We start from the raw sequence: 19,283 nt of genomic DNA on the forward strand, positions 1-19,283 counted from the left end.
AAATCCATGCAGTCCAGCGAGCCATTGCGCCTCTCACTTTCCAACATCACCAAGCGCTATCCTGGTGTTGTGGCCAATCGCGCGGTTTCTTTGTCTGTCAAGCCTGGTGAAGCGCATGCTGTGTTGGGTGAAAACGGTGCCGGCAAATCCACCCTCATGAAAATCATTTATGGCTCGGTCAAGCCAGATGAGGGCAGCATTCAATACAAGGGCCAAAGCGTTCAAATTCGCAACCCCCAACAAGCCCGTGCTTTGGGCATCAGCATGGTGTTCCAACACTTCAGTTTGTTTGACACGCTCAGTGTGGCTGAAAACGTGTGGTTGGGCCTAGATCCCTCTTTGAGCTTGTCTCAAGTAACGGCCCGAATTACTGCCAAAGCTGCAGAGTACGGTTTGGACATTGATCCTTCTAGGCCTGTTCACACCTTGAGTGTGGGTGAAATGCAGCGTGTCGAAATTATTCGGGCCTTGCTCACAGAGCCGCAATTGCTCATTTTGGATGAGCCCACTTCGGTGCTTACCCCGCAAGCGGTTGACAAGTTGTTTGTGGTTTTGAAAAAACTGGTGAGCCAAGGCTGCAGCTTGCTCTACATCAGTCACAAGCTTCATGAAATTCGCGAACTGTGTTCGGCCTGCACCGTGCTTCGCGGTGGTGAAGTTACGGGTGTTTGTGATCCCAGAGAAGAATCCAATGCGTCGCTCAGTCGCATGATGATTGGTGCAGAACCGCCGGCCTTGCAACACCAACAACGCACGCCGGGCGCGGTCTTGTTTGAAGCGCGCCATTTGTCCTTGGACAAAGAAGATCAATTTGGTGTTAACTTGGTCAACATCAATTTGCAAGTTCGCGCAGGTGAGGTGGTGGGCATTGCTGGCGTTTCTGGCAATGGCCAACGCGAACTTCTCTATGCATTGTCGGGTGAAGATGCTCGCGCTGAAGCCAACGCCGTGCAGTTGGATGGGCAATCGGTGGGTCAAGTGGGGCCTACACAGCGGCGCCAAGCGGGTTTGCATTTTGTGCCAGAAGAGCGTTTGGGGCGAGGCGCTGTGCCCTCGCTTAGCTTGTCGCACAACATGCTGCTCACACGCAATGAAGCGATATCTGCCAGTGGCTGGATTGACACCCGGATGCTTCAAACGCAAACCGAAAAAATCATTCAACAATTTAACGTCAAGGCCAATGGCGCCCAAGCGCCCGCGCAATCTTTGTCGGGTGGCAACTTGCAAAAATTCATTGTCGGTCGGGAGATTGAAGCCAAGCCCAAAGTGTTGTTGGTGTCGCAGCCCACCTGGGGTGTCGACGTGGGCGCTGCGGCCCAAATTCGTGGCGAGATTTTGGCCTTGCGAGACGCGGGTTGTGCGGTGCTGGTGGTCAGCGAAGAGCTTGACGAGTTGTTTGAAATTTCCGATCGCTTGTATGTCATGGCCAACGGCAAACTCTCACCTTCTATTCAGCGCAAAGATGCCACTGTGGCTCAAATTGGTGAGTGGATGAGCGGTCTGTGGGAGGCCCGTGCTGAAGCTTGAACTGCGGCCCCAAGCCTCTGCTTACTGGCGTTATGCATCCCCCGTGTTGGCCTTGCTCATCACGGTGGCCTTGGGCATTGGCTTGTTTGTGTTGCTGGGCAAAGATCCTGTGCGCGGACTCCAAATGTTTTTTTGGGAGCCTTTGAAGTCGACCTATGCCTTGGGCGAGCTCATGGTGAAGGCCACCCCCCTCCTGATCATTGCGCTGGGTTTGGCGGTTTGTTTTCGTTCCAATGTCTGGAACATTGGTGCCGAAGGGCAGTTTGTCATTGGCGCTGTGGCGGCCGGTGGCGTGGCTTTGCTGGCCGACAAAGAAACCGGCCGATGGATTGTGGTGGCGGTGGTTTTGGCGGGCGTCGCTGGTGGCATGTTTTGGGCCGCCATCACTGCTTGGTTGCGCGATAAATTTCACGCCAACGAAATTTTGGTCAGCTTGATGTTGGTCTATGTGGCTGACATGGTGCTGGGTTATTTGGTGTATGGCCCCTGGAAAGATCCTGCTGGCTACAACTTTCCTCAATCTAAAACTTTTGAATCAGTCACCCAAATCCCTCGCCTGATGAGCGGCTCGCGCGTCTCCGTCGGGCTTTTATTGGCTTTGGTGGGGGTTGCCGCGGTTTGGGTCTTTTTATTCAGAACCCGTTCTGGCTTTGCTCAGCAGGTTGGTGGGTTGGCGCCATCTGCGGCACGCTATGCTGGTTTTTCTTCGCGCAAAGCCTTGTGGTTAGCCTTGCTGACATCGGGCGGGGCGGCTGGCCTTGCCGGTGCTCTGGAGGTGGCTGGGCCCATTGGGCAATTGACCCCTTACATTCCTTCTGGCTACGGCTTTGCGGCCATCATCGTGGCCTTTGTGGGCCGCTTGCACCCGGTGGGCATTATTTTTTCTGCAGTCCTCATGAGCATGTTCTACATTGGCGGTGAACTGGCCCAATCTCGCATGGGTCTGCCCAAGTCGATCACCGGCGTGTTTCAGGGCTTGTTGCTGTTCAGCTTGTTGGCATGCGATACCTTGGTGGCATACCGCTTGCGTTGGCAGAGTGGGAGGGTCTGATGGAAACGTATGCCTTGTTGATCGCAGCCACTTTGAATGCAGGCACAGTGCTGGCCATTGCCGCCTTGGGCTTGCTCATCAATGAAAAAGCGGGGGTGGTGAACTTAGGCGCTGAGGGCATGATGTTGTGCGCAGCCATTGCGGGTTTTGCCGCGGTGGTGCACACCGGCAGTGACCTGATGGGGTTTTTGGCAGGCATGGGAGCTGGCGCTTTGTTGGGTGCCATATTTGGTGTCATGGTCATCTACCTCAGCACCAACCAATATGCCACTGGTTTGGCCTTGAGTTTGTTTGGGGTTGGCTTTTCAGCATTTGTGGGTATTTCCTATGTGCAAGAAAAACTCCCACCTCGACCAAAGTTTGAAATTCCTTTTTTGGCAGACATTCCGCTGGTGGGTTCCGCCTTTTTCAAACAGCACCCCTTGGTGTACGGCGTGATTGCATTTGTTTTGGCACTCATTTGGTTTTTTTACAAAACCCGCACAGGTTTGGTGCTTCGGTCGGTGGGTGAGTCACCCGAATCGGCGCATGCGCTTGGTTATCCAGTCCGAAGAATTCGATTTTTTGCTGTGATCGTGGGCGGTGCTTTGTGCGGTCTGGCGGGCGCCTACATTTCTGTGGTCTATACGCCCCTTTGGGTGGAAGGCATGGTGGCAGGGAAGGGCTGGATTGCGTTGGCTTTAACCACCTTCGCCACTTGGCGGCCGGCGCGAATTTTGCTTGGCGCGTACTTGTTTGGAGGGGTCACCATGATTCAGTTTCATTTGCAAGGTTTGGGTGTGCAAGTGCCCAGTCAGTGGCTGTCTGCGCTGCCATACCTTGCGACCATTGTGGTGTTGGCCTTGATCTCTCGAAATCCGGCTTGGATTCGGGTCAATATGCCGGCCTCTTTAGGCAAACCCTTTCAACCCAGTTCATAATGTTTTTTTCGTCCACCCCTGTTCATCCATAAAGGAAATTTCATGACCGTTTTGAACAAGCGATCGATTCTCAAAATCGCTGCAATCTCCGTCGTTGCTGCTGCCACCCTAGTGGCTTGCGGTAAAAAAGAAGAAGCCAAGCCTGCTGCCAAGGCTGAGCCTCTCAAAGTGGCATTTGCCTACGTCGGCCCTGTGGGCGATGGCGGTTGGACATTCGCTCACGACAACGCTCGCAAAGAACTGGAAAAACAGTTTGGCGACAAGATCGTAACCACCTTTGTTGAAAAAGTGCCAGAAAGTGCTGATGCAGAGCGCGTCTTCCGCGACTTGGCCAGCCAAGGCAACAAAGTGATCTTCGGCACCACCTTTGGCTACATGGATCCCATGTTGAAGGTTGCTGCAGACAACAAAGAAATCAAGTTTGAACATGCTACCGGTTACAAAACAGCCGACAACATGCGCACATACGACAGCCGCACTTACGAAGGTGCGTACATGGCAGGCGTGATTGCAGGCAAGATGACCAAGTCCAACACCTTGGGTGTGGTGGCTTCTATTCCAATTCCTGAAGTCATTCGCAACATCAACACCTTCACAATGGGTGCGCAGTCTGTCAACCCCAAAGTGAAGACCAAAGTGGTTTGGATCAATGAATGGTTCAACCCACCGAAGGAATCAGAAGCAGCCACAGCCCTGATCAATGGTGGTGCTGACGTACTGATGCAAAACACCGACTCTTCCGCTGTGTTGCAAACGGCTGAAAAAATGGGCAAGCGCGCTTTCGGTTGGGACTCTGACATGACAGCCTACGGTCCTAAGGCTCACTTAGGCTCTGCCATCATCAACTGGGCACCTTACTACATCAAGTCGGTGGGTGAAGCCCTCGATGGCAAATGGTCTACAAGTCAAAGCTGGTGGGGCGTGAAAGAAGGCGCCATCGACATGGTGAACGTAGCAACCGATGTGCCTGACGACATCAAGAAGCGCGTTGACGAAATCAAGGCTGGCTTGAAAGACGGTAGCTTCAATATCTGGAAAGGTCCTATCGTGGGACAAGACGGCAAAGAAGTACTGGCCAAGGATGTTGTCGCTGACGACAAGTTCTTGAGCGGTATCAAGTTCTACGTCAAAGGCGTGGAAGGCAAAGTGCCTAACTGATCAAACTTGATTTTCAGTTTGAAAAGCCGCGCTTCTTTTGAAGCGCGGCTTTTTTCATGCTTACTTTTTATTCTTTGCTGCAAAATCACCCGCATACACATTGAGAAATTGTGCGGGGTTGAAGAATTTGCGAATGGCGGCATTCACTTCCGCCAGTGTCACGGTGTCAATTTGGGCATCGACTTTTTCAACAAAAGCCAGGGTGCGATTGGCAGATGTTTGTGCCACATGGCCCGCGGCCAAAGCACGGTCTTGTGCGCGGCTAATTTTGCGCTCTTCTTGCCATCCACGTTTGGCGTCAGCCAGCTCTTCAGCCGTGATGCCGTCTTTGACAAACTTGGCCATCTCTTCACTCACAGCAGTTTTGAGCTTGTCTAAATTTTGCGGTGCATAAATGGCGTACATGGCCCACATGCCCGAAGCTTCAAAAGCACTGGCACTGAGTTGACTGCCAGCGCCATAGCTCAAGCCATCTTTTTGACGCAAACGATCAAACAATCTGGACTTGACGCCACCGCCTAAAACACGGTTGGCCAATTGCAAGGGCACAAATTCTGGATTTGTGTCTTGAAGTGGTACGGGCAAGCCCGCCACAAAGAAGGCATTGGACTTGTCGGGTGCTTCAAGTTGAATGACAGAAGCTTTGGGGTTTTTGGGGTCTGCTTTGAGTCGAGCATATGGCTTGGGACTCTTCCAATCGTTGAACAGTTGGCCAATTTGCGCTTGCGAAGCCGCGCTGTCGAAGTCGCCTACCAAGGCAAACTCACTGTTGCTCACACCATAGAAGCCGCTGTGAAATTGTTTCACTTGGTCTAACTTCAGAGCTTTCAATGCGGCGATAGATTCATCGAGGGTACGAGTAGCGCGAACGTCGCCTTTGGGGTAAGTATCGAGTGCCAAAGCCATGGCCAAAGAGCCCATGGCATTGGGTTCGCTGCGTTGACTTTCAAGGCCTGCAATGCTTTCTTGAATTAGCAAATCAAATTCCTTTTGGCTGAGTTGAGGCTTGCGCAAAATGTCGCGAATGAGATTGAGAACCTCAGGCACGTTTTTTCGCAAAGAATCAAAACGAACCGTGACGGTTTGACCGCTGCCACTCACTTCGAGCTGTGTTTTCAATTCGTCCAGTTTGGCTGAAATTTGAGCGCGTTGTAAATCGCCTGCGCCACGTGAAAGCAAATTGGCGGTCACGATGGCTGTGCTGGCTTGATTGAACAAAGAAGTTTGATCGCCAAATCGCAGGGTCAGTATGCCGCTCACTGTTTCGCCTCGAGTTTTCTTGGGCGTCAAAATGAGCTTCATGCCACTGACAAGCGTCAGACGCTGTGTGCGCTTCTCAATGTTGGCCAAGCTGATGTCAAACACCTCGCCTTCCGTGGCAGCTGCTTTGCCCTTGTAATTGGCAACCAGTTTGTCGACATCCACAGGCTCTGGAAACTTCGCACGGTCGGGGGTCGTGGTTGGAATGAACTGGCCCAGTGTGCGATTGCTTTCTTTGAAATAGTTGGTGGCAGCGGCTTGTAGGTCGGCAAGGGTGAGGGCTTCAATTCGATCGCGGTGTAAAAAGAATAGCCGCCAATCGCCATTGGCAATAGATTCTGAAAGTTGAACTGCCAACCTTTGGGGGTCGTTGATGGTCTTGTCGATCTCACTTAGCAAACTGGCTTTGGCTCGTTTGAGTTCGGCCTCAGTGACAGGCTTTTGCTGAAGACCTTCAAGTTCTGCTAGCAAAACTTTTCGAGCTTCTTGCAAGCTTTGAGTTTTGTTCAACTCAGCCATGAAAACCACGTAGCCACGCTCTGCCAGGTCAAAATTCCAGGGGTTGACATTCACCGCCAACTTTTTCTCGATCAAGCTTTGATGCAGACGGCCGTTGGGCGTGCTTGCCAAAACCTCACTCAATGCGGCCATGGCCGCGGCATCTTTGTGGCTGCCAGGGGCAGTGTGATACAGAACAGCTGTGAGCTGTATGTCGCCAATGCGGCGAACATTGACTTCTCTGCTGCCGTCTTGCGCGGGGTCTTGGGTGTAGGTGGGGCTGAGTGTGCGATTGGGTTTGGGAATGGCGCCAAACACTTGTTGAATTAAATTCAAGGTTGCCGCAACATCAAATTTACCTGCCACCAACAAGACTGCGTTGTCTGGCTGGTAATACTTGCGATAGAAATTTTGCAAGTTTTCAATTTTCACGTTCTCCACATCGGTGCGCGCGCCAATGGTGGTTTTGCCGTAGTTGTGCCAGTCGAAGGCCGCGGCTGTCATGCGTTGCCACAGCGTCATGTGGGGATTGTTTTCGCCACTTTCCATTTCGTTGCGCACCACAGAAAACTCAGTGTCGAGATCTTTCTTGGCAATGAAGCTGCTGATCATTCGATCGGCTTCCATCTCGATGGCCCATTTCAAATTGTCTGGGTTGGCTGGAAATGTTTGAAAGTAATTGGTGCGGTCATAAAAAGTTGTCCCGTTGAAGTCCATACCGCGTTTGCCCAACTCTTGCATGATGTTGCCGCGAGTGGGGGTACCTTTGAAGACCAAGTGCTCGAGCAAGTGGGCCATGCCTGTTTCGCCATAGTTTTCATGACGGCTGCCCACCAAGTAAGTGATGTTGACGGTGGTTGTGGGCTTGGATGCATCGGGAGCCAGCAAAACGCGAAGGCCATTTGGGAGGCGGTATTCAGTAATGCCTTCAACCTGAGCAATGGCTTTGAGCATGCCTGTGGCTGAAGCCGCATTGGCAGACGGGGCAGGCTGTGTTTGTGCCACAGCCCAGCAGGGGCTTAACAAAGTAGCTGATAGGAGGGTCAGTTGAAGCAGGCGAATGCGCATGGTGAATCGTTTGGAAAGAAGTGAGCAATCCAACTTTATACACCTTGCTTTAGAATATTGTTCAAATATTCGCGCGCCGGCGGGTATTTTATTTGTTCAACCGGCGTCATGTAGAGGACTACCATGTATAAAAACCTCGCAGCCGTGACCACGGCCGCTTGCTTTTTCTTATCCCTTTCAAACTCTGTCGCAGAGCCATCCAAGTCAGCGCCCTCTAGCGGGTTGACGGGTCCTGTCAAAGCAGCTTTTGTGTATGTCACACCTGTGTTTGACGCAGGGTGGACCCACCAACACGATCAAGGCCGCAAGGCGGTTGAAAAATCACTGGGTGCTGGTGTGAAAACCACCATTGTGGAGAACGTTGCCGAAGGTGCCGACGCGGAGCGTGTGGTTCGCGACTTGGCCCAACAAGGCCACAACATCATTTTCACCACTAGCTTTGGCTACATGGAGCCTACGCTCAAAGTGGCCAAAGAGTTTCCAAATGTGAAATTTGAATCCATTACTGGCTACAAAACCAGCACCAATGTAGCGGTGGCCAATGCGCGCTATTACGAGGGCCGCTATTTGGCCGGGGTAGCGGCAGGCCGCATGACAAAATCGAATGTGGCTGGTTATGTGGCTGGCTTTCCCATTCCCGAAGTTTTGCAGGGCCTCAATGCCTTCACGCTGGGCATGCGCTCTGTGAATCCTCAAGCACAAGTCAAGGTGGTTTGGTTGAACTCTTGGTTTGATCCTGCCAAAGAACGCGATGCGGCATTTGCATTGTTCAATCAGGCCGTCGATGTCATCAGCTTTCACACAGCTTCCAACGCAGTCATGGTGGCGGCGCAAGAGCGCGGCAAGTTGGCCATTGCCTACCATTCTGACATGCGCAAAGTGGCGCCAGATGCACAGTTGATGGCCGTCACACACGAGTGGGGCCGCTACTACGCGCAGCGCGTGACCGATGTGCAAAAAGGCCAATGGCAGACCGGCCAAGTATGGGGTGGATTGAAAGAGGGCATGGTGCGCGTCGGCGATTTTGGCCCCAAGTTGCCAGCCAAAGTACGTGATGAAATTGTGCAAATTCAAAAGGACATTGTCTCTGGCAAGCGGCATCCTTTTCAAGGGCCTTTTTCTGATCAAGACGGCAAGGTCTTGGTGGCTGCTGGCCAGAAACTAAGCGATGTCGAAATTCTGAACATGAACTACGGTGTGTCTGGCTTGGTGGGCAAAATCGCCCCTTGACAGTTCAGCTTTCTCAGAAAAAAAAGCCTGCGTATAGCGCAGGCTTTTTTGTTGGGTGTTGTAGCCGTTTAGCTATCAAGTTGAATGTTGCGAGTCTTGGCCAGCTGGGTCCAGCGGGCAAGGTCAGCCTTCATGTAGGCCGCAAATTCAGCGGGCCTCATGGGCATGAGCTCAACGGCTTCTGAGCTGAGCTTTTCTTTGAAATCAGGCTGAGCCAAAACGGTCAGCAATGCATCATTGAGCACTTTGACAATGGGGGCCGGCATGTTGGCAGGTCCAACCACGCCGTACCATTGTTGCGCATCGAAGCCTTTGAGACCCATTTCTTCCAAAGTGGGAATGTCTTTCACTTGCGGATGCCGCTTGGTGCCTGTGACGGCCAAAGCCCGAATTCTGCCGCTTCGGATGTGTGGCAAAGCCGCCGCCAAGCCTGGGAACATCAATTGCGTTTGGCCACCAATCAGGTCGGTGATGGCAGGGGCAATTCCTCGATAGGGAATATGCACCATGAAGCTGTTGGTTTGCAGTTTGAAAAGCTCAGCTGCCAGGTGTGTCAAAGAGCCTGCACCCGCAGAGCCGTAAGACAAGCGGCCAGGGTTTTGCTTCACATAATCTAGGAAGGCATTGAAGTTTTGAGGCGGCAAGCTGGTGTTGATGCACAGTACATTCGGCGTGCTGCCAATCATGCCAATCGGGGTGAAGTCTTTTTCAGCGTCGTAGGGCAACTTGCGCGTTGCAGGTGCCGTGCCGTGCGTTGCCACGTAGCCTTGCATGAGGGTGTAGCCGTCGGCGGGTGCCCGAGCTGTGTTTTGAGAGGCAATGACACCGCCACCGCCACCAATGTTGTCGACCACCACAGATTGTCCCAAGACCTTGGCCCAACGCTCACACAGTGCGCGCCCCACCATGTCGGAGCCTCCACCGGCGGCCACGGGTACGATGTATCGAATGGTTTTGTTGGGAAAGGCGGCCTGTGCTTGGGCGTTGCCTAAGCCGAGCAACAAAGGGCTGGCTTGGAGGAGGGTGCGTCTTTTCATGTCTTGTCTCGTTGAAGCTGAAATTTAGAAGAAAGTTTAGCCCAGCTCGTTTTGGATTGCTTTGAACGAAGCTGTAAATCCCTTGATTTTGACGCTCTCAAGCACTTTACAATGAGGCTTCGAATTCAATGACCATTGGAAAGACTGAGCGATGAGCATCAAAAGCGACAAATGGATCCGCCGCATGGCCGAAGAGCACGGCATGATCGAGCCCTTTGAGCCTGGACAAGTTCGAAAAAACGCTGCGGGCGAAAAAATTGTCAGCTATGGCACATCCAGCTATGGCTACGACATTCGATGCGCCCCCGAATTCAAGGTGTTCACCAACATTTACAGCACCGTGGTCGACCCTAAAAACTTCGACGAAAAGAGCTTTGTCGATATCCACTCCGATGTGTGTGTCATTCCCCCCAACAGCTTCGCGTTGGCGCGCACCATGGAATATTTCAGAATTCCCCGCAATGTCCTCACCATTTGTCTGGGCAAAAGCACCTATGCGCGCTGCGGCATCATTGTCAACGTCACCCCTTTCGAGCCCGAATGGGAAGGCTATGTGACCCTTGAATTTAGCAACACCACCCCCTTGCCAGCCAAGATTTATGCAGGGGAGGGCTGTGCCCAGGTCTTGTTCTTTGAAAGCGACGAGGTTTGCGAGACCAGCTACAAGGATCGGGGCGGAAAATACCAGGGGCAAGTGGGCGTGACCTTGCCCAAGACTTAAAGTGCGACAATAGCGGGTTAATGACCGCCTCTTTTTCAAATCTATCGCTGGCTGAACCGCTGGCACGAGCCGTAGCCGAAATGGGCTACGAATCCATGACCCCCATTCAAGCCCAGGCCATTCCTGTGGTTTTGACGGGTAAAGACGTCATGGGCGCCGCCCAAACAGGGACTGGCAAAACGGCAGCCTTTTCGCTGCCCTTGCTGCAGCGCTTACTCAAGCACGAAAACACCTCCACTTCGCCAGCACGTCACCCCGTTCGTGCTTTGGTGCTTTTGCCCACCCGCGAATTGGCCGACCAAGTGGCGCAGCAAATCAAGTTGTACGCCAAGTACACCCAAATGCGCAGTGCGGTGGTGTTTGGCGGCATGGACATGAAGCCGCAAACCCTTGAGCTCAAAAAAGGCGTTGAAATTTTGGTGGCCACGCCGGGGCGCTTGCTGGATCACATTGAAGCCAAAAACGCCGTGCTCAATCAAGTTGAGTATGTGGTGCTCGATGAAGCCGATCGCATGCTCGACATTGGCTTTTTGCCCGACCTGCAACGCATTTTGAGTTTCTTGCCCAAGCAGCGCACCACCCTCTTGTTCTCGGCCACGTTCTCGCCCGAAATTAAGCGCTTGGCGGGCAGCTACTTGCAAGACCCCATCACCATTGAGGTAGCTCGCCCCAATCAAACGGCTTCTACCGTTGAGCAGCGTTTTTATGCGGCCCAAGACGACGACAAACGCCGCGTGGTCAAAGCCGTGCTCAATGAGCGCGGTATCAAGCAAGCGTTTATCTTTGTGAACAGCAAGCTCGGTTGTGGACGTTTGGCGCGGTCTCTTGAGCGCGAAGGCCTCAAAACTGCTGCACTGCATGGCGACAAAACTCAAGACGAACGCTTGAAGGCGCTCGAAGCCTTCAAACAAGGCGAGGTCGATTTGTTGGTCTGTACCGATGTTGCCGCTCGGGGTCTTGATATCAAAGATGTGCCCGCGGTATTCAATTTTGATGTGCCCTTCAACGCCGAAGATTATGTCCACCGCATTGGCCGCACAGGACGCGCTGGCGCTTCTGGCCTGGCCGTCACGCTGGTCTCGCCGTCCGACACGCGCCTGATGTCCGATATTGAAAAGCTCATCAAAACCAAGCTTGAGGTTGAAAACTATCCTCTGGAAGATGACCGGTCACGCGGCAATGACGGCCGCCTAGATGACAGGCGGGAAGACCGAAGCCACGATCGTCGTGAAGAGCGTCGCCCTGAACGTGGTTTCGATCGCGGCTCTGACCGTGGCTTTGATAGACAGCGCGATAACGAAGAGTCCCGCGATCGCCGTAGCAGTTTCAGGCCTGCTCAAGTATCAAGAGATCCCTTCTTTGAAAAGCCCTACGAAGCGCCTACGGCTGAGCAAGCCAGTGCCGCTTCTTGGGAGGCCAGTGCCAAGACTGTTGCAAGCCGGCCTGGTTTGTCTGCCAACATCAAGCCCAAGCGAAAAGTGGCTGCTTTGTTCAAAGCTGGCGAATAAAGCCCATCAATCCGTCTAAAAGTAGGCTGATCTCTCGTCGCTGGTGTTTGAACCAAGCACATTGCGAAAGCATTTCCCTGTCAAAATAGGGATTATGAAAATCAAATCTCCTGCCACGCTGGCAATTTTTTCTTTTTTCTCCAGTTTGGCTTCGGCGCAAACCGCTGCGCCCAGTCAGCCTGCCCAAGACATGGGCCGGGTTGAAATCAAGACCAACCGAAACAACGTCACCGAAGAACGCAGACAATCCACGGCAGCCAAAATTGTGATTGGCCGTGAAGAATTGGACAAACAAGGCGACAGTACTTTGGGCGAGGTGCTCAAGCGTCTGCCAGGCGTCACCGTTCAGGGTGCACCCGGGAGAGGGGGCGGTATTCGCATGCGCGGGTTGGGTGGGGGCTATACCCAAATTTTGTTGGATGGCCAACGCGTACCCCCAGGATTTTCAATTGAATCTCTCACGCCAGAGATGGTTGAAAAAGTCGAAATCATGCGGGCCCCTACCGCCGAGACGGGCGCTCGGGCCATAGCCGGAACCATCAACATCATTTTGCGGGAAGGCGTGAAAACCAATCCCGATGATTTAAAGCTTGGTACATCTTTTGAAAATGGCTACCGTTCTGATAGCGTGAATTGGACTCACAACATCAAGTCGGATGCTTTGAATGGCAATTTGACAGTTTCCGCCATGAACTCCTGGCGATCAGAAGAGTCCTTCACCGACACAGATTCTGAGGTGGAGGCCATGGGTCGGCTGCCTGCAGTATCTTCGCAGCGCGAACGTCAGAGTTTCAGCGTGGGACATCGTCAAGGCCTCAACGCCAACGCGCGGCTCATGTGGCGAGGTCAAGAAGGCAGGACGCTGGTGTTGATGCCCTTCATGGTCTATTCCGAATTCAGTAGCTTGGGCAATACCAATCTTTCAGAGAAGCTGTCTTTGAACGGCATCAGCCAGCCCGATGCCTTTGACAGCGCCACTACCAGCAACACCACCCGCTTTGCCATGACAAGGTTGAATGGCCAATGGAATCAGAGGTTCTCAGCCGACAGTCGATTTGAGTTTAGGTTCGGCTTGGGAGAGTCCAATTTCAATAGCCGGTTCAACCAAGTGGCTCAAGGCACCACAGGTTTGTTCAACACCATGCAAGAGTCGCAAAGTTTCAAGGACCTGTCCCAAAATTGGAACGCCAAACTCACCCAAGTTTTGCGCAATGGGCATCAGTTGGTCAGTGGCGTTGAATTGGAAGGCGTGCGTCGAATGGAAGAGGCTGTTGCCGAAGTATCTGACGACGCTGGCAACTTCCGAGCAAGAACTCAACGTTGGGCTGTCTATACCCAAGACGAGTGGACCGTCAATCCCAAGTGGCGTGCACACGCGGGTATTCGCTACGAGAGTATTCTCACTGAGGGGGTTACGCAAGATGGAGAAAAGCGCAATCAAAGTGGTGTCTTAACCCCACTCATGCACGCGGTTTGGAAACCCCTGCCAGACAGCCGTGATCAGGTTAGGATGAGCTTGACGCGCAGTTACAAAACGCCCACCTTGTTGAATTTGGTGGCGCGCACAGCCCTCTCGCGTGAAGCCAACAGCCCCACACGCCCTGATCGCATTGGCAACCCTGGCCTAAAGCCTGAATTGGCCACCGGCATTGACATTGCCGTTGAACGTTATTTGTCTGAGGGTGGGGTGCTGAGTGCCAATTTATTTCGCCGCAACATCAGCGATTTGATTCGCTATGTCACCATTGAGCGCTACGACACCGTTTGGGCTCCTGGCCAAAGGCGCTTTGTTTCAAGCCCTCAAAATGTGGGTGATGCCATCACGCAGGGTTTGGAGTTGGAAGCCAAATTCAGACTCAATCAGGTCTGGGCTGCAGCACCAGCTGTAGATGTGCGCAGCAACCTGAGCTTTTTTGGCTCTAGGGTGCTGGATGTCATGGGCCCCAACAACCGCTTGGACCAGCAGCCCAGCATGACCGCCAACTTGGGTGCCGACTACCGAGTCCGTGCGTTTCCCCTGACCGTGGGTGGCAACATCAACATCAATCCAGATTACATCACCCGACGCACGGAGCAGCAGTGGGTTTACCAAGGATCCAAGCGCGTGGTAGACATCTATGGCTTGTGGCGATACTCACCCAGCACGTCAGTGCGCATGACCATTAGCAACCTCACACCACGCGACTACCTCACTGGTACAAGCTTTATTGGCAGTGGTTTTTCAGAAATCGCCAACACCCAAACACGCAATTGGCAAAACGTTCAACTGCGTTTAGAAATGAAAATTTAAGGAGGACGGGTCATGAGTGCAAAAACAGCCGCTTGGTACGACAGCATGTACAACAACCGCGCCTTGGTGCCCGATCATGCCGAACACTTTGCCTTGTGGGCTGAAAGCTCTGCTCAAGCTCGCGCTTCCCACAAGTGTCAACTCAACATTGCCTATGGCACGGGCCCCAATGAAAGCTTGGACATTTTCCCTGCAAGTCGGCCCAATGCGCCTGTGCTTGTGTTTATCCACGGTGGCTATTGGCGCAGCCTTGACAAAGCAGACCACTCTTTTGTAGCGCCCCCTTTGCACGACATGGGGGCTTGTGTGGTGGTGGTCAATTACGCACTGTGCCCAGGCACGCCGCAAGCACCTGTGACCATTCCCGATATTGCGCTGCAAATGGTCAAGGCCATGGCCTGGACATGGCGCCACATTGTCGAACACGGCGGTAACCCCCACAACGTGACGGTTGCGGGACATTCAGCAGGTGGGCACTTGGCCGCCATGTTGTTGGCCTGTGATTGGCAGCGTGTCGACCCCCAAATTCCTGCGCATTGGATTCAAAAAGCCTTGTCAATTTCCGGTTTGTACGACCTCAGACCTTTGCGCAAAACACCATTTTTGCAAGACTCTTTGAAACTCACCGCCAAGCACGCACAGATGGCCAGCCCAGCACTTTGGCCCAAGCCCAAAAAGGGTGTGTTGTACACCGTGGCAGGTGCCGATGAGAGCCCAGAATTTTTGCGCAACAACCGCTTGATTCACCAAACTTGGGGACCTCGCACGGTGCCTGTGTGTGAAGATTTGGTGGGACTCAATCACTTCAGTGTTGTGATGGACCTTGCAAAAAAAGGCACTCGATTGAGTGCCTTGACGAAAGCTTTGTTAGACCTTTGATTTGCGGCGCTGCCACGCCGACCAAATGGGTGGTAGCAGCAAGCAGGTGGCCACCACGCACAGCAGCGTGAAAGACATGGGTCGATCCCAGAACACGCGCCAGTGGCCTTCGCCAATAGACAAAGCGTTGCGCATTTGGGCTTCCGCCAAGGGCCCTAAGATCATGCCCACAATGACGGGTGCAACTGGAAAATCGTAGCGACGCATGAGTGTTCCAAGCAGACCGAAGCCATACATGATGAACAAGTCAAAGCTGCTTTGACGCATGCCATAAACACCAACAGTTGCAAAAATCAAAATACCTGCATACAGCTGAGGCTTTGGAATTTTCAACAACTTGACCCACAAGCCCACCAGCGGCAAATTCAAGACCAACAACATCACATTGCCAATGTAGAGAGAGGCAATCAATGCCCAGACCAAAGTGGACGAGTTTTGAAACAACTGCGGCCCCGCCTGAATGCCGTAGTTTTGCAGTGCCGACAACAAAATGGCGGCGGTCACAGAGGTGGGAATGCCCAGCGTGAGCAAGGGCACCAAGGTGGCCGTTACCGCTGCGTTGTTGGCAGCTTCTGGGCCGGCCACGCCCTCAATGGCACCTGTGGTGCCAAACTCTTCTTTGTGATTGGAGAGTTTTTTCTCGGTGGCATAACTTAAAAAAGTAGGAATCTCAGAGCCACCGGCAGGAATGGTGCCAAATGGAAAACCAATGGCCGTGCCTCGAAGCCAAGCGGGCCAAGATCTGCGCCACTCCAATGGCGTCATTTGGGCCTTGGTGAGGCGGTTCATGTCGGCGCTGCTTTTGCCTTCATAAAGCGCGTTGTACATGACCTCTGACACAGCAAACAATCCCACGGCAATCAGCACGGTTTCAATGCCGTCCATGAACTCGGGAATGTTGCCGGTGTAACGAACTTGCCCCGAAATTTGGTCCATGCCAACCAAGCCCAAGGCCAAACCAATGAACAAAGCCGTCAGCCCCCGCACGGTGCTTTGACCCAATACCGCACTGACAGTGATAAAGGCCAGCAGCATCATGCAGAAATACTCTGGCGGGCCCAACTTGACTGCAAATTCAGCTACCACGGGAGCAAACAAGGTGACCAAAATGGTGGCCAAAGTACCGGCTACAAAAGAGCCAATGGCGGCTGTGGCCAAGGCTGAACCTGCGCGCCCACTCTTGGCCATCTTGAAGCCTTCGAGTGCTGTGACCATGGTGCCAGTTTCACCTGGCGTGTTGAGCAAAATGGAAGTGGTTGAGCCGCCATACATGGCACCGTAGTAAATGCCCGCGAAAAAAATCATGGAAGCTGTTGGCTCTACTTGCGACGTGATGGGCAAGAGCATGGCCACCGTAACCGCGGGGCCCAAGCCGGGGAGGACGCCAATGGCAGTACCCAAAGCACAGCCCACAAAGGCCCAGAGTAAGTTAATGGGCGTTCCAGCTGTTACAAAACCGGAGAGCAGGTTGTTCCAAGTGTCTAACATGGGGTGCTTTCAACTTGGGCTCAAAGCCAAGGAGTGCCAGTGAGGTTGGGCAAGTTGATGGCCAAGAACAAGGTGAATAACCAAAACACAGGTGCGGCAATGAGAAAGCCCAAGACACAATCTTTGAGTGTTTGCGACAGACTGCCAGCGGGCTCGCCTTGTGCCACGCGAAGCCCTCTGACTGCCAAAATAAAACAGATGGCGCAACTGAGTACAAAGCCAGCCACATTAATCAGTGCGGCATTGGCCAAGATGCCTGCCGAGACCCAAGCAAACGCATGCCAATCGGCTTTCTCAGCGCCGCTGGGCTCTGGCATGTTGCGATAGCCACCCGTGATGGATTCCCAAATTAAGTACCCTGAGCAAGCCGCCAAAAAAATGGCCACTACCCAGGGTAAAAAATTAGGTCCAACACCAGCGTAGCCCGCTTCAGACGAAATACTGGTAGCGCCCCACATCATGAGCAAAGACAGCACCAAGCCGCAAAGGCCGATGCCAACTTGAGTGGGGGAGGGTGACCGAGTGTTCAGATCATGCCCGCCTTGACCATGGTGGCACGCAAGCTTGCAAACTCACGGTCGACGAAATCGTCAAACTGTGGGTTGGGCATCCAAGCGGGTGTCCAGTTGTTCTTTTCCAAAGACTCAGCCCAAGACTTGGACTTGGTGGCTTTCAAAACCATGTCGGTTAGTGCTTTGCGTTGTGCCGCTGTAAGGCCAGCGGGTGCGTAAACACCGCGCCAGTTGCCAATGTCGATGTTGTAGCCTTGCTCGATCATGGTCGGGATGTCGATGCCCTTCAAGCGCTTTGCAGATGTGACCGCAATGGGGCGCATCTTGCCTGTTTCGATGTACTGCTGGAATTCACTGTAGCCACTGCCACCCACAGTGACGTTACCACCCAAAATGGCTGCAACAGCTTCACCACCACCACGGAATGGCACATAGTTGACCTTGGTGGCATCGACTCCCACTTCGCGAGCCAACATGGCCGCTGCAATGTGCTCTGTAGAGCCGCGTGAACCGCCGCCCCACTTAACGCTACCAGGGTCTTTCTTCAATTGCTCAACCACGTCCTTCATTGTTTTGAGCGGTGAATTGGCAGGCACCACAAACACGTTGTATTCGCTGGTGAGGCGCGCAATGGGGGTGACCTTGTCTAGGCTCACAGGCGGCTTGCCAGTGATAATGCCGCCCAACATGACAGCGCCCATGACCATCAAAGAATTGCCATCGCCTTTGGTGGCGTTGGCGTATTGGGCGAGACCAATGATGCCGGCAGCGCCGCCCTTGTTTTCGTAAGTGACCGAGCTGGCCACGCCAGCGTCTTGCAGGGCTTTGCCCAAAGCGCGACCTGTGGTGTCCCAGCCGCCACCGGGGTTGGCTGGAATCATCATTTTGATGTTGGCGGCTGCCAATGATGGCAAAGACAGGCTGGAACCTGCTGCCAAGGCTAGAACGGATTTGATGAATTGATCGCGACGCATAGTGACTCCTTTGTTTGCAAAATCGATGACTGATCATCTTCTTTTTAACTGACATTTGGTTGTTCAAAACCATAGGGAAAGTACTGATCCCTGCACAGAAAGAAGAATTACATCAACAGGTGTTCCCCGGCGTTGTCGCCGCCCAATATCACATAGTTTACCTTGCGAATGTCCATGAGCTTGGTGCCGCCGGAGTAGCTGATGGAGCTTTGGGTATCTTGCTCCATCTCAATCAGGGTGTTGGCCAGCTTGCCCTTGATGGGCTCCAAAATGCGCTTGCCTTCAACGTGCTTGTACTCGCCCTTGTTGAAGTCGGAGGCTGAACCGTAATACTCTTTGTAGAGTTTGCCGTCCACTTCCACAGTGGCACCTGGCGACTCCTCGTGACCGGCCAACATCGAGCCAATCATGATCATGGTGGCGCCAAAGCGAATGCTCTTGGCAATATCGCCATGCTCTCGAATGCCGCCGTCGGCAATGATGGGCTTGGTTGCCACGCGGGCACACCACTTTAAAGCTGACAGCTGCCAACCGCCTGTGCCAAAACCCGTTTTGAGTTTGGTGATACAGACCTTGCCAGGACCAATGCCCACTTTGGTGGCATCGGCGCCCCAGTTTTCCAAATCGATGATGGCCTCAGGGGTGCCCACGTTGCCCGCAATGACAAAAGCTTTGGGCAGCTTTTCTTTCAGGTTGTGAATCATTTTTTGCACGCTGTCGGCATGGCCGTGGGCAATGTCGATGGTGATGTATTCGGGCGTGAGGCCCTCGGCCACCAATTGGTTCACAGTGTCGTAGTCGGGGGCTTTGACGCCCAAAGAAATGGAGGCAAAAAGACCCTTGGCATGCATATCGCGCACAAATTTGACATTGTCCAAGTCAAAGCGATGCATGACGTAGAAGTAACCGTTTTGTGCCATCCAGGTGCAAATTTGTTCGTTCACCACCGTCTTCATGTTGGCAGGCACGACTGGCAGGCGGAATTTGCGGCCACCCAATTCGACGCCGGCGTCGCACTCAGAACGGCTTTCCACGCGGCATTTGCGGGGAAGCAGCAAAATATTGTCGTAATCAAAAATTTCCATTTAACCAAGCTCCAAAAGGATCGTTGAAAGAACGAGTGAGCGCTTGGCTTGGCCGGTTTGATCTGTCCCATTTTTGG

Annotated in this window: 15 protein-coding genes; 9 read left to right on the plus strand and 6 right to left on the minus strand. The window is 53.2% G+C overall.

The genetic code is table 11. The features are described 5' to 3' along the window. The first annotated feature begins 6 nt into the window (after positions 1 to 6). Genes B9Z32_RS05540 through B9Z32_RS05555 form a run of 4 tightly spaced genes read left to right on the plus strand, consistent with a single transcriptional unit; the run spans position 7 to position 4,656 of the window. Positions 7 to 1,527, plus strand: coding sequence for an ABC transporter ATP-binding protein (locus B9Z32_RS05540; protein ID WP_108420296.1), 1,521 nt, complete (start codon positions 7 to 9; stop codon positions 1,525 to 1,527). Next, positions 1,514 to 2,578 carry an ABC transporter permease gene (locus B9Z32_RS05545; RefSeq protein ID WP_108420297.1) on the plus strand — a complete coding sequence of 355 codons (1,065 nt, stop codon included), beginning with the start codon at positions 1,514 to 1,516 and terminating at the stop codon, positions 2,576 to 2,578. The genes B9Z32_RS05540 and B9Z32_RS05545 overlap by 14 nt, the downstream gene beginning before the upstream one ends. Next, complete coding sequence (locus tag B9Z32_RS05550; RefSeq protein ID WP_108420298.1) at positions 2,578 to 3,498, plus strand: ABC transporter permease; 921 nt, start codon at positions 2,578 to 2,580, stop codon at positions 3,496 to 3,498. The genes B9Z32_RS05545 and B9Z32_RS05550 overlap by 1 nt, the downstream gene beginning before the upstream one ends. A 42-nt stretch (positions 3,499 to 3,540) precedes the next feature. Further along, on the plus strand, positions 3,541 to 4,656 hold the full coding sequence (locus B9Z32_RS05555) for a BMP family ABC transporter substrate-binding protein (RefSeq protein ID WP_108420299.1): 1,116 nt from the start codon (positions 3,541 to 3,543) through the stop codon (positions 4,654 to 4,656). Between the two features lie 60 nt (positions 4,657 to 4,716). Here B9Z32_RS05555 and B9Z32_RS05560 read toward each other — a convergent pair whose 3' ends face one another. Beyond that, positions 4,717 to 7,482 carry a pitrilysin family protein gene (locus B9Z32_RS05560; protein WP_199219950.1) on the minus strand — a complete coding sequence of 922 codons (2,766 nt, stop codon included), beginning with the start codon at positions 7,480 to 7,482 and terminating at the stop codon, positions 4,717 to 4,719. A gap of 123 nt (positions 7,483 to 7,605) precedes the next feature. Between B9Z32_RS05560 and B9Z32_RS05565 the strand changes: the two genes are divergently transcribed. Next, positions 7,606 to 8,712, plus strand: coding sequence for a BMP family ABC transporter substrate-binding protein (locus B9Z32_RS05565; RefSeq protein ID WP_108420300.1), 1,107 nt, complete (start codon positions 7,606 to 7,608; stop codon positions 8,710 to 8,712). Positions 8,713 to 8,780: 68 nt separating this feature from the next. Here the strand turns inward: B9Z32_RS05565 and B9Z32_RS05570 are convergent, their stop codons facing one another. Beyond that, entirely contained in the window at positions 8,781 to 9,749 is a 969-nt protein-coding gene (locus B9Z32_RS05570; protein WP_108420301.1) for a tripartite tricarboxylate transporter substrate binding protein, read from the minus strand. 151 nt (positions 9,750 to 9,900) lie between these two features. Here B9Z32_RS05570 and dcd point away from each other — a divergent pair, with 151 nt between their 5' ends. From dcd to B9Z32_RS05590, 4 genes are all read left to right on the plus strand, one after another. Next, positions 9,901 to 10,470, plus strand: coding sequence for a dCTP deaminase (gene dcd, locus B9Z32_RS05575; protein WP_055360172.1), 570 nt, complete (start codon positions 9,901 to 9,903; stop codon positions 10,468 to 10,470). A 20-nt stretch (positions 10,471 to 10,490) separates the two neighbouring features. After that, positions 10,491 to 11,978, plus strand: coding sequence for a DEAD/DEAH box helicase (locus B9Z32_RS05580; RefSeq protein WP_108420302.1), 1,488 nt, complete (start codon positions 10,491 to 10,493; stop codon positions 11,976 to 11,978). Between the two features lie 94 nt (positions 11,979 to 12,072). Further along, the gene (locus B9Z32_RS05585) at positions 12,073 to 14,268 is read left to right on the plus strand and encodes a TonB-dependent siderophore receptor (protein WP_108420303.1); all 2,196 of its coding nucleotides are present in this window, start codon (positions 12,073 to 12,075) and stop codon (positions 14,266 to 14,268) included. A 12-nt stretch (positions 14,269 to 14,280) separates the two neighbouring features. Beyond that, positions 14,281 to 15,147 carry an alpha/beta hydrolase gene (locus B9Z32_RS05590; RefSeq protein ID WP_108420304.1) on the plus strand — a complete coding sequence of 289 codons (867 nt, stop codon included), beginning with the start codon at positions 14,281 to 14,283 and terminating at the stop codon, positions 15,145 to 15,147. Here the strand turns inward: B9Z32_RS05590 and B9Z32_RS05595 are convergent. From B9Z32_RS05595 to B9Z32_RS05610, 4 genes are all read right to left on the minus strand, one after another. Next, positions 15,136 to 16,635, minus strand: coding sequence for a tripartite tricarboxylate transporter permease (locus tag B9Z32_RS05595; RefSeq protein ID WP_108420305.1), 1,500 nt, complete (start codon positions 16,633 to 16,635; stop codon positions 15,136 to 15,138). The genes B9Z32_RS05590 and B9Z32_RS05595 overlap by 12 nt on opposite strands. Before the next feature lie 20 nt (positions 16,636 to 16,655). Then, positions 16,656 to 17,165, minus strand: a complete 510-nt coding sequence (locus tag B9Z32_RS05600) for a tripartite tricarboxylate transporter TctB family protein (RefSeq protein WP_255416640.1) — start codon at positions 17,163 to 17,165, stop codon at positions 16,656 to 16,658. Then, positions 17,162 to 18,121: a tripartite tricarboxylate transporter substrate binding protein gene (locus B9Z32_RS05605; RefSeq protein WP_108420306.1), complete on the minus strand. Its 960-nt coding sequence runs from the start codon at positions 18,119 to 18,121 to the stop codon at positions 17,162 to 17,164. Before B9Z32_RS05605 ends, B9Z32_RS05600 begins: the two co-directional genes overlap by 4 nt. A gap of 107 nt (positions 18,122 to 18,228) precedes the next feature. Further along, on the minus strand, positions 18,229 to 19,206 hold the full coding sequence (locus B9Z32_RS05610) for a GMP reductase (RefSeq protein ID WP_108420307.1): 978 nt from the start codon (positions 19,204 to 19,206) through the stop codon (positions 18,229 to 18,231). Positions 19,207 to 19,283 lie beyond the last annotated feature (77 nt).

Origin of the sequence: Limnohabitans sp. MMS-10A-178 (genome assembly GCF_003063375.1) — a bacterium.
Classification (GTDB): domain Bacteria; phylum Pseudomonadota; class Gammaproteobacteria; order Burkholderiales; family Burkholderiaceae_C; genus Limnohabitans_A.

Excerpts from the sequence above, each read along its gene's own strand:
- B9Z32_RS05595 (WP_108420305.1), bottom strand. The coding sequence starts at position 16,635 with ATGTTAGACACTTGGAACAACCTGCTCTCCGGTTTTGTAACAGCTGGA.
- B9Z32_RS05580 (WP_108420302.1), top strand. The coding sequence starts at position 10,491 with ATGACCGCCTCTTTTTCAAATCTATCGCTGGCTGAACCGCTGGCACGA.
- B9Z32_RS05565 (WP_108420300.1), top strand. The coding sequence starts at position 7,606 with ATGTATAAAAACCTCGCAGCCGTGACCACGGCCGCTTGCTTTTTCTTA.
- B9Z32_RS05570 (WP_108420301.1), bottom strand. The coding sequence starts at position 9,749 with ATGAAAAGACGCACCCTCCTCCAAGCCAGCCCTTTGTTGCTCGGCTTA.
- B9Z32_RS05560 (WP_199219950.1), bottom strand. The coding sequence starts at position 7,482 with ATGCGCATTCGCCTGCTTCAACTGACCCTCCTATCAGCTACTTTGTTA.
- B9Z32_RS05590 (WP_108420304.1), top strand. The coding sequence starts at position 14,281 with ATGAGTGCAAAAACAGCCGCTTGGTACGACAGCATGTACAACAACCGC.
- B9Z32_RS05585 (WP_108420303.1), top strand. The coding sequence starts at position 12,073 with ATGAAAATCAAATCTCCTGCCACGCTGGCAATTTTTTCTTTTTTCTCC.
- B9Z32_RS05550 (WP_108420298.1), top strand. The coding sequence starts at position 2,578 with ATGGAAACGTATGCCTTGTTGATCGCAGCCACTTTGAATGCAGGCACA.
- B9Z32_RS05610 (WP_108420307.1), bottom strand. The coding sequence starts at position 19,206 with ATGGAAATTTTTGATTACGACAATATTTTGCTGCTTCCCCGCAAATGC.
- B9Z32_RS05605 (WP_108420306.1), bottom strand. The coding sequence starts at position 18,121 with ATGCGTCGCGATCAATTCATCAAATCCGTTCTAGCCTTGGCAGCAGGT.
- B9Z32_RS05555 (WP_108420299.1), top strand. The coding sequence starts at position 3,541 with ATGACCGTTTTGAACAAGCGATCGATTCTCAAAATCGCTGCAATCTCC.
- B9Z32_RS05540 (WP_108420296.1), top strand. The coding sequence starts at position 7 with ATGCAGTCCAGCGAGCCATTGCGCCTCTCACTTTCCAACATCACCAAG.
- dcd (WP_055360172.1), top strand. The coding sequence starts at position 9,901 with ATGAGCATCAAAAGCGACAAATGGATCCGCCGCATGGCCGAAGAGCAC.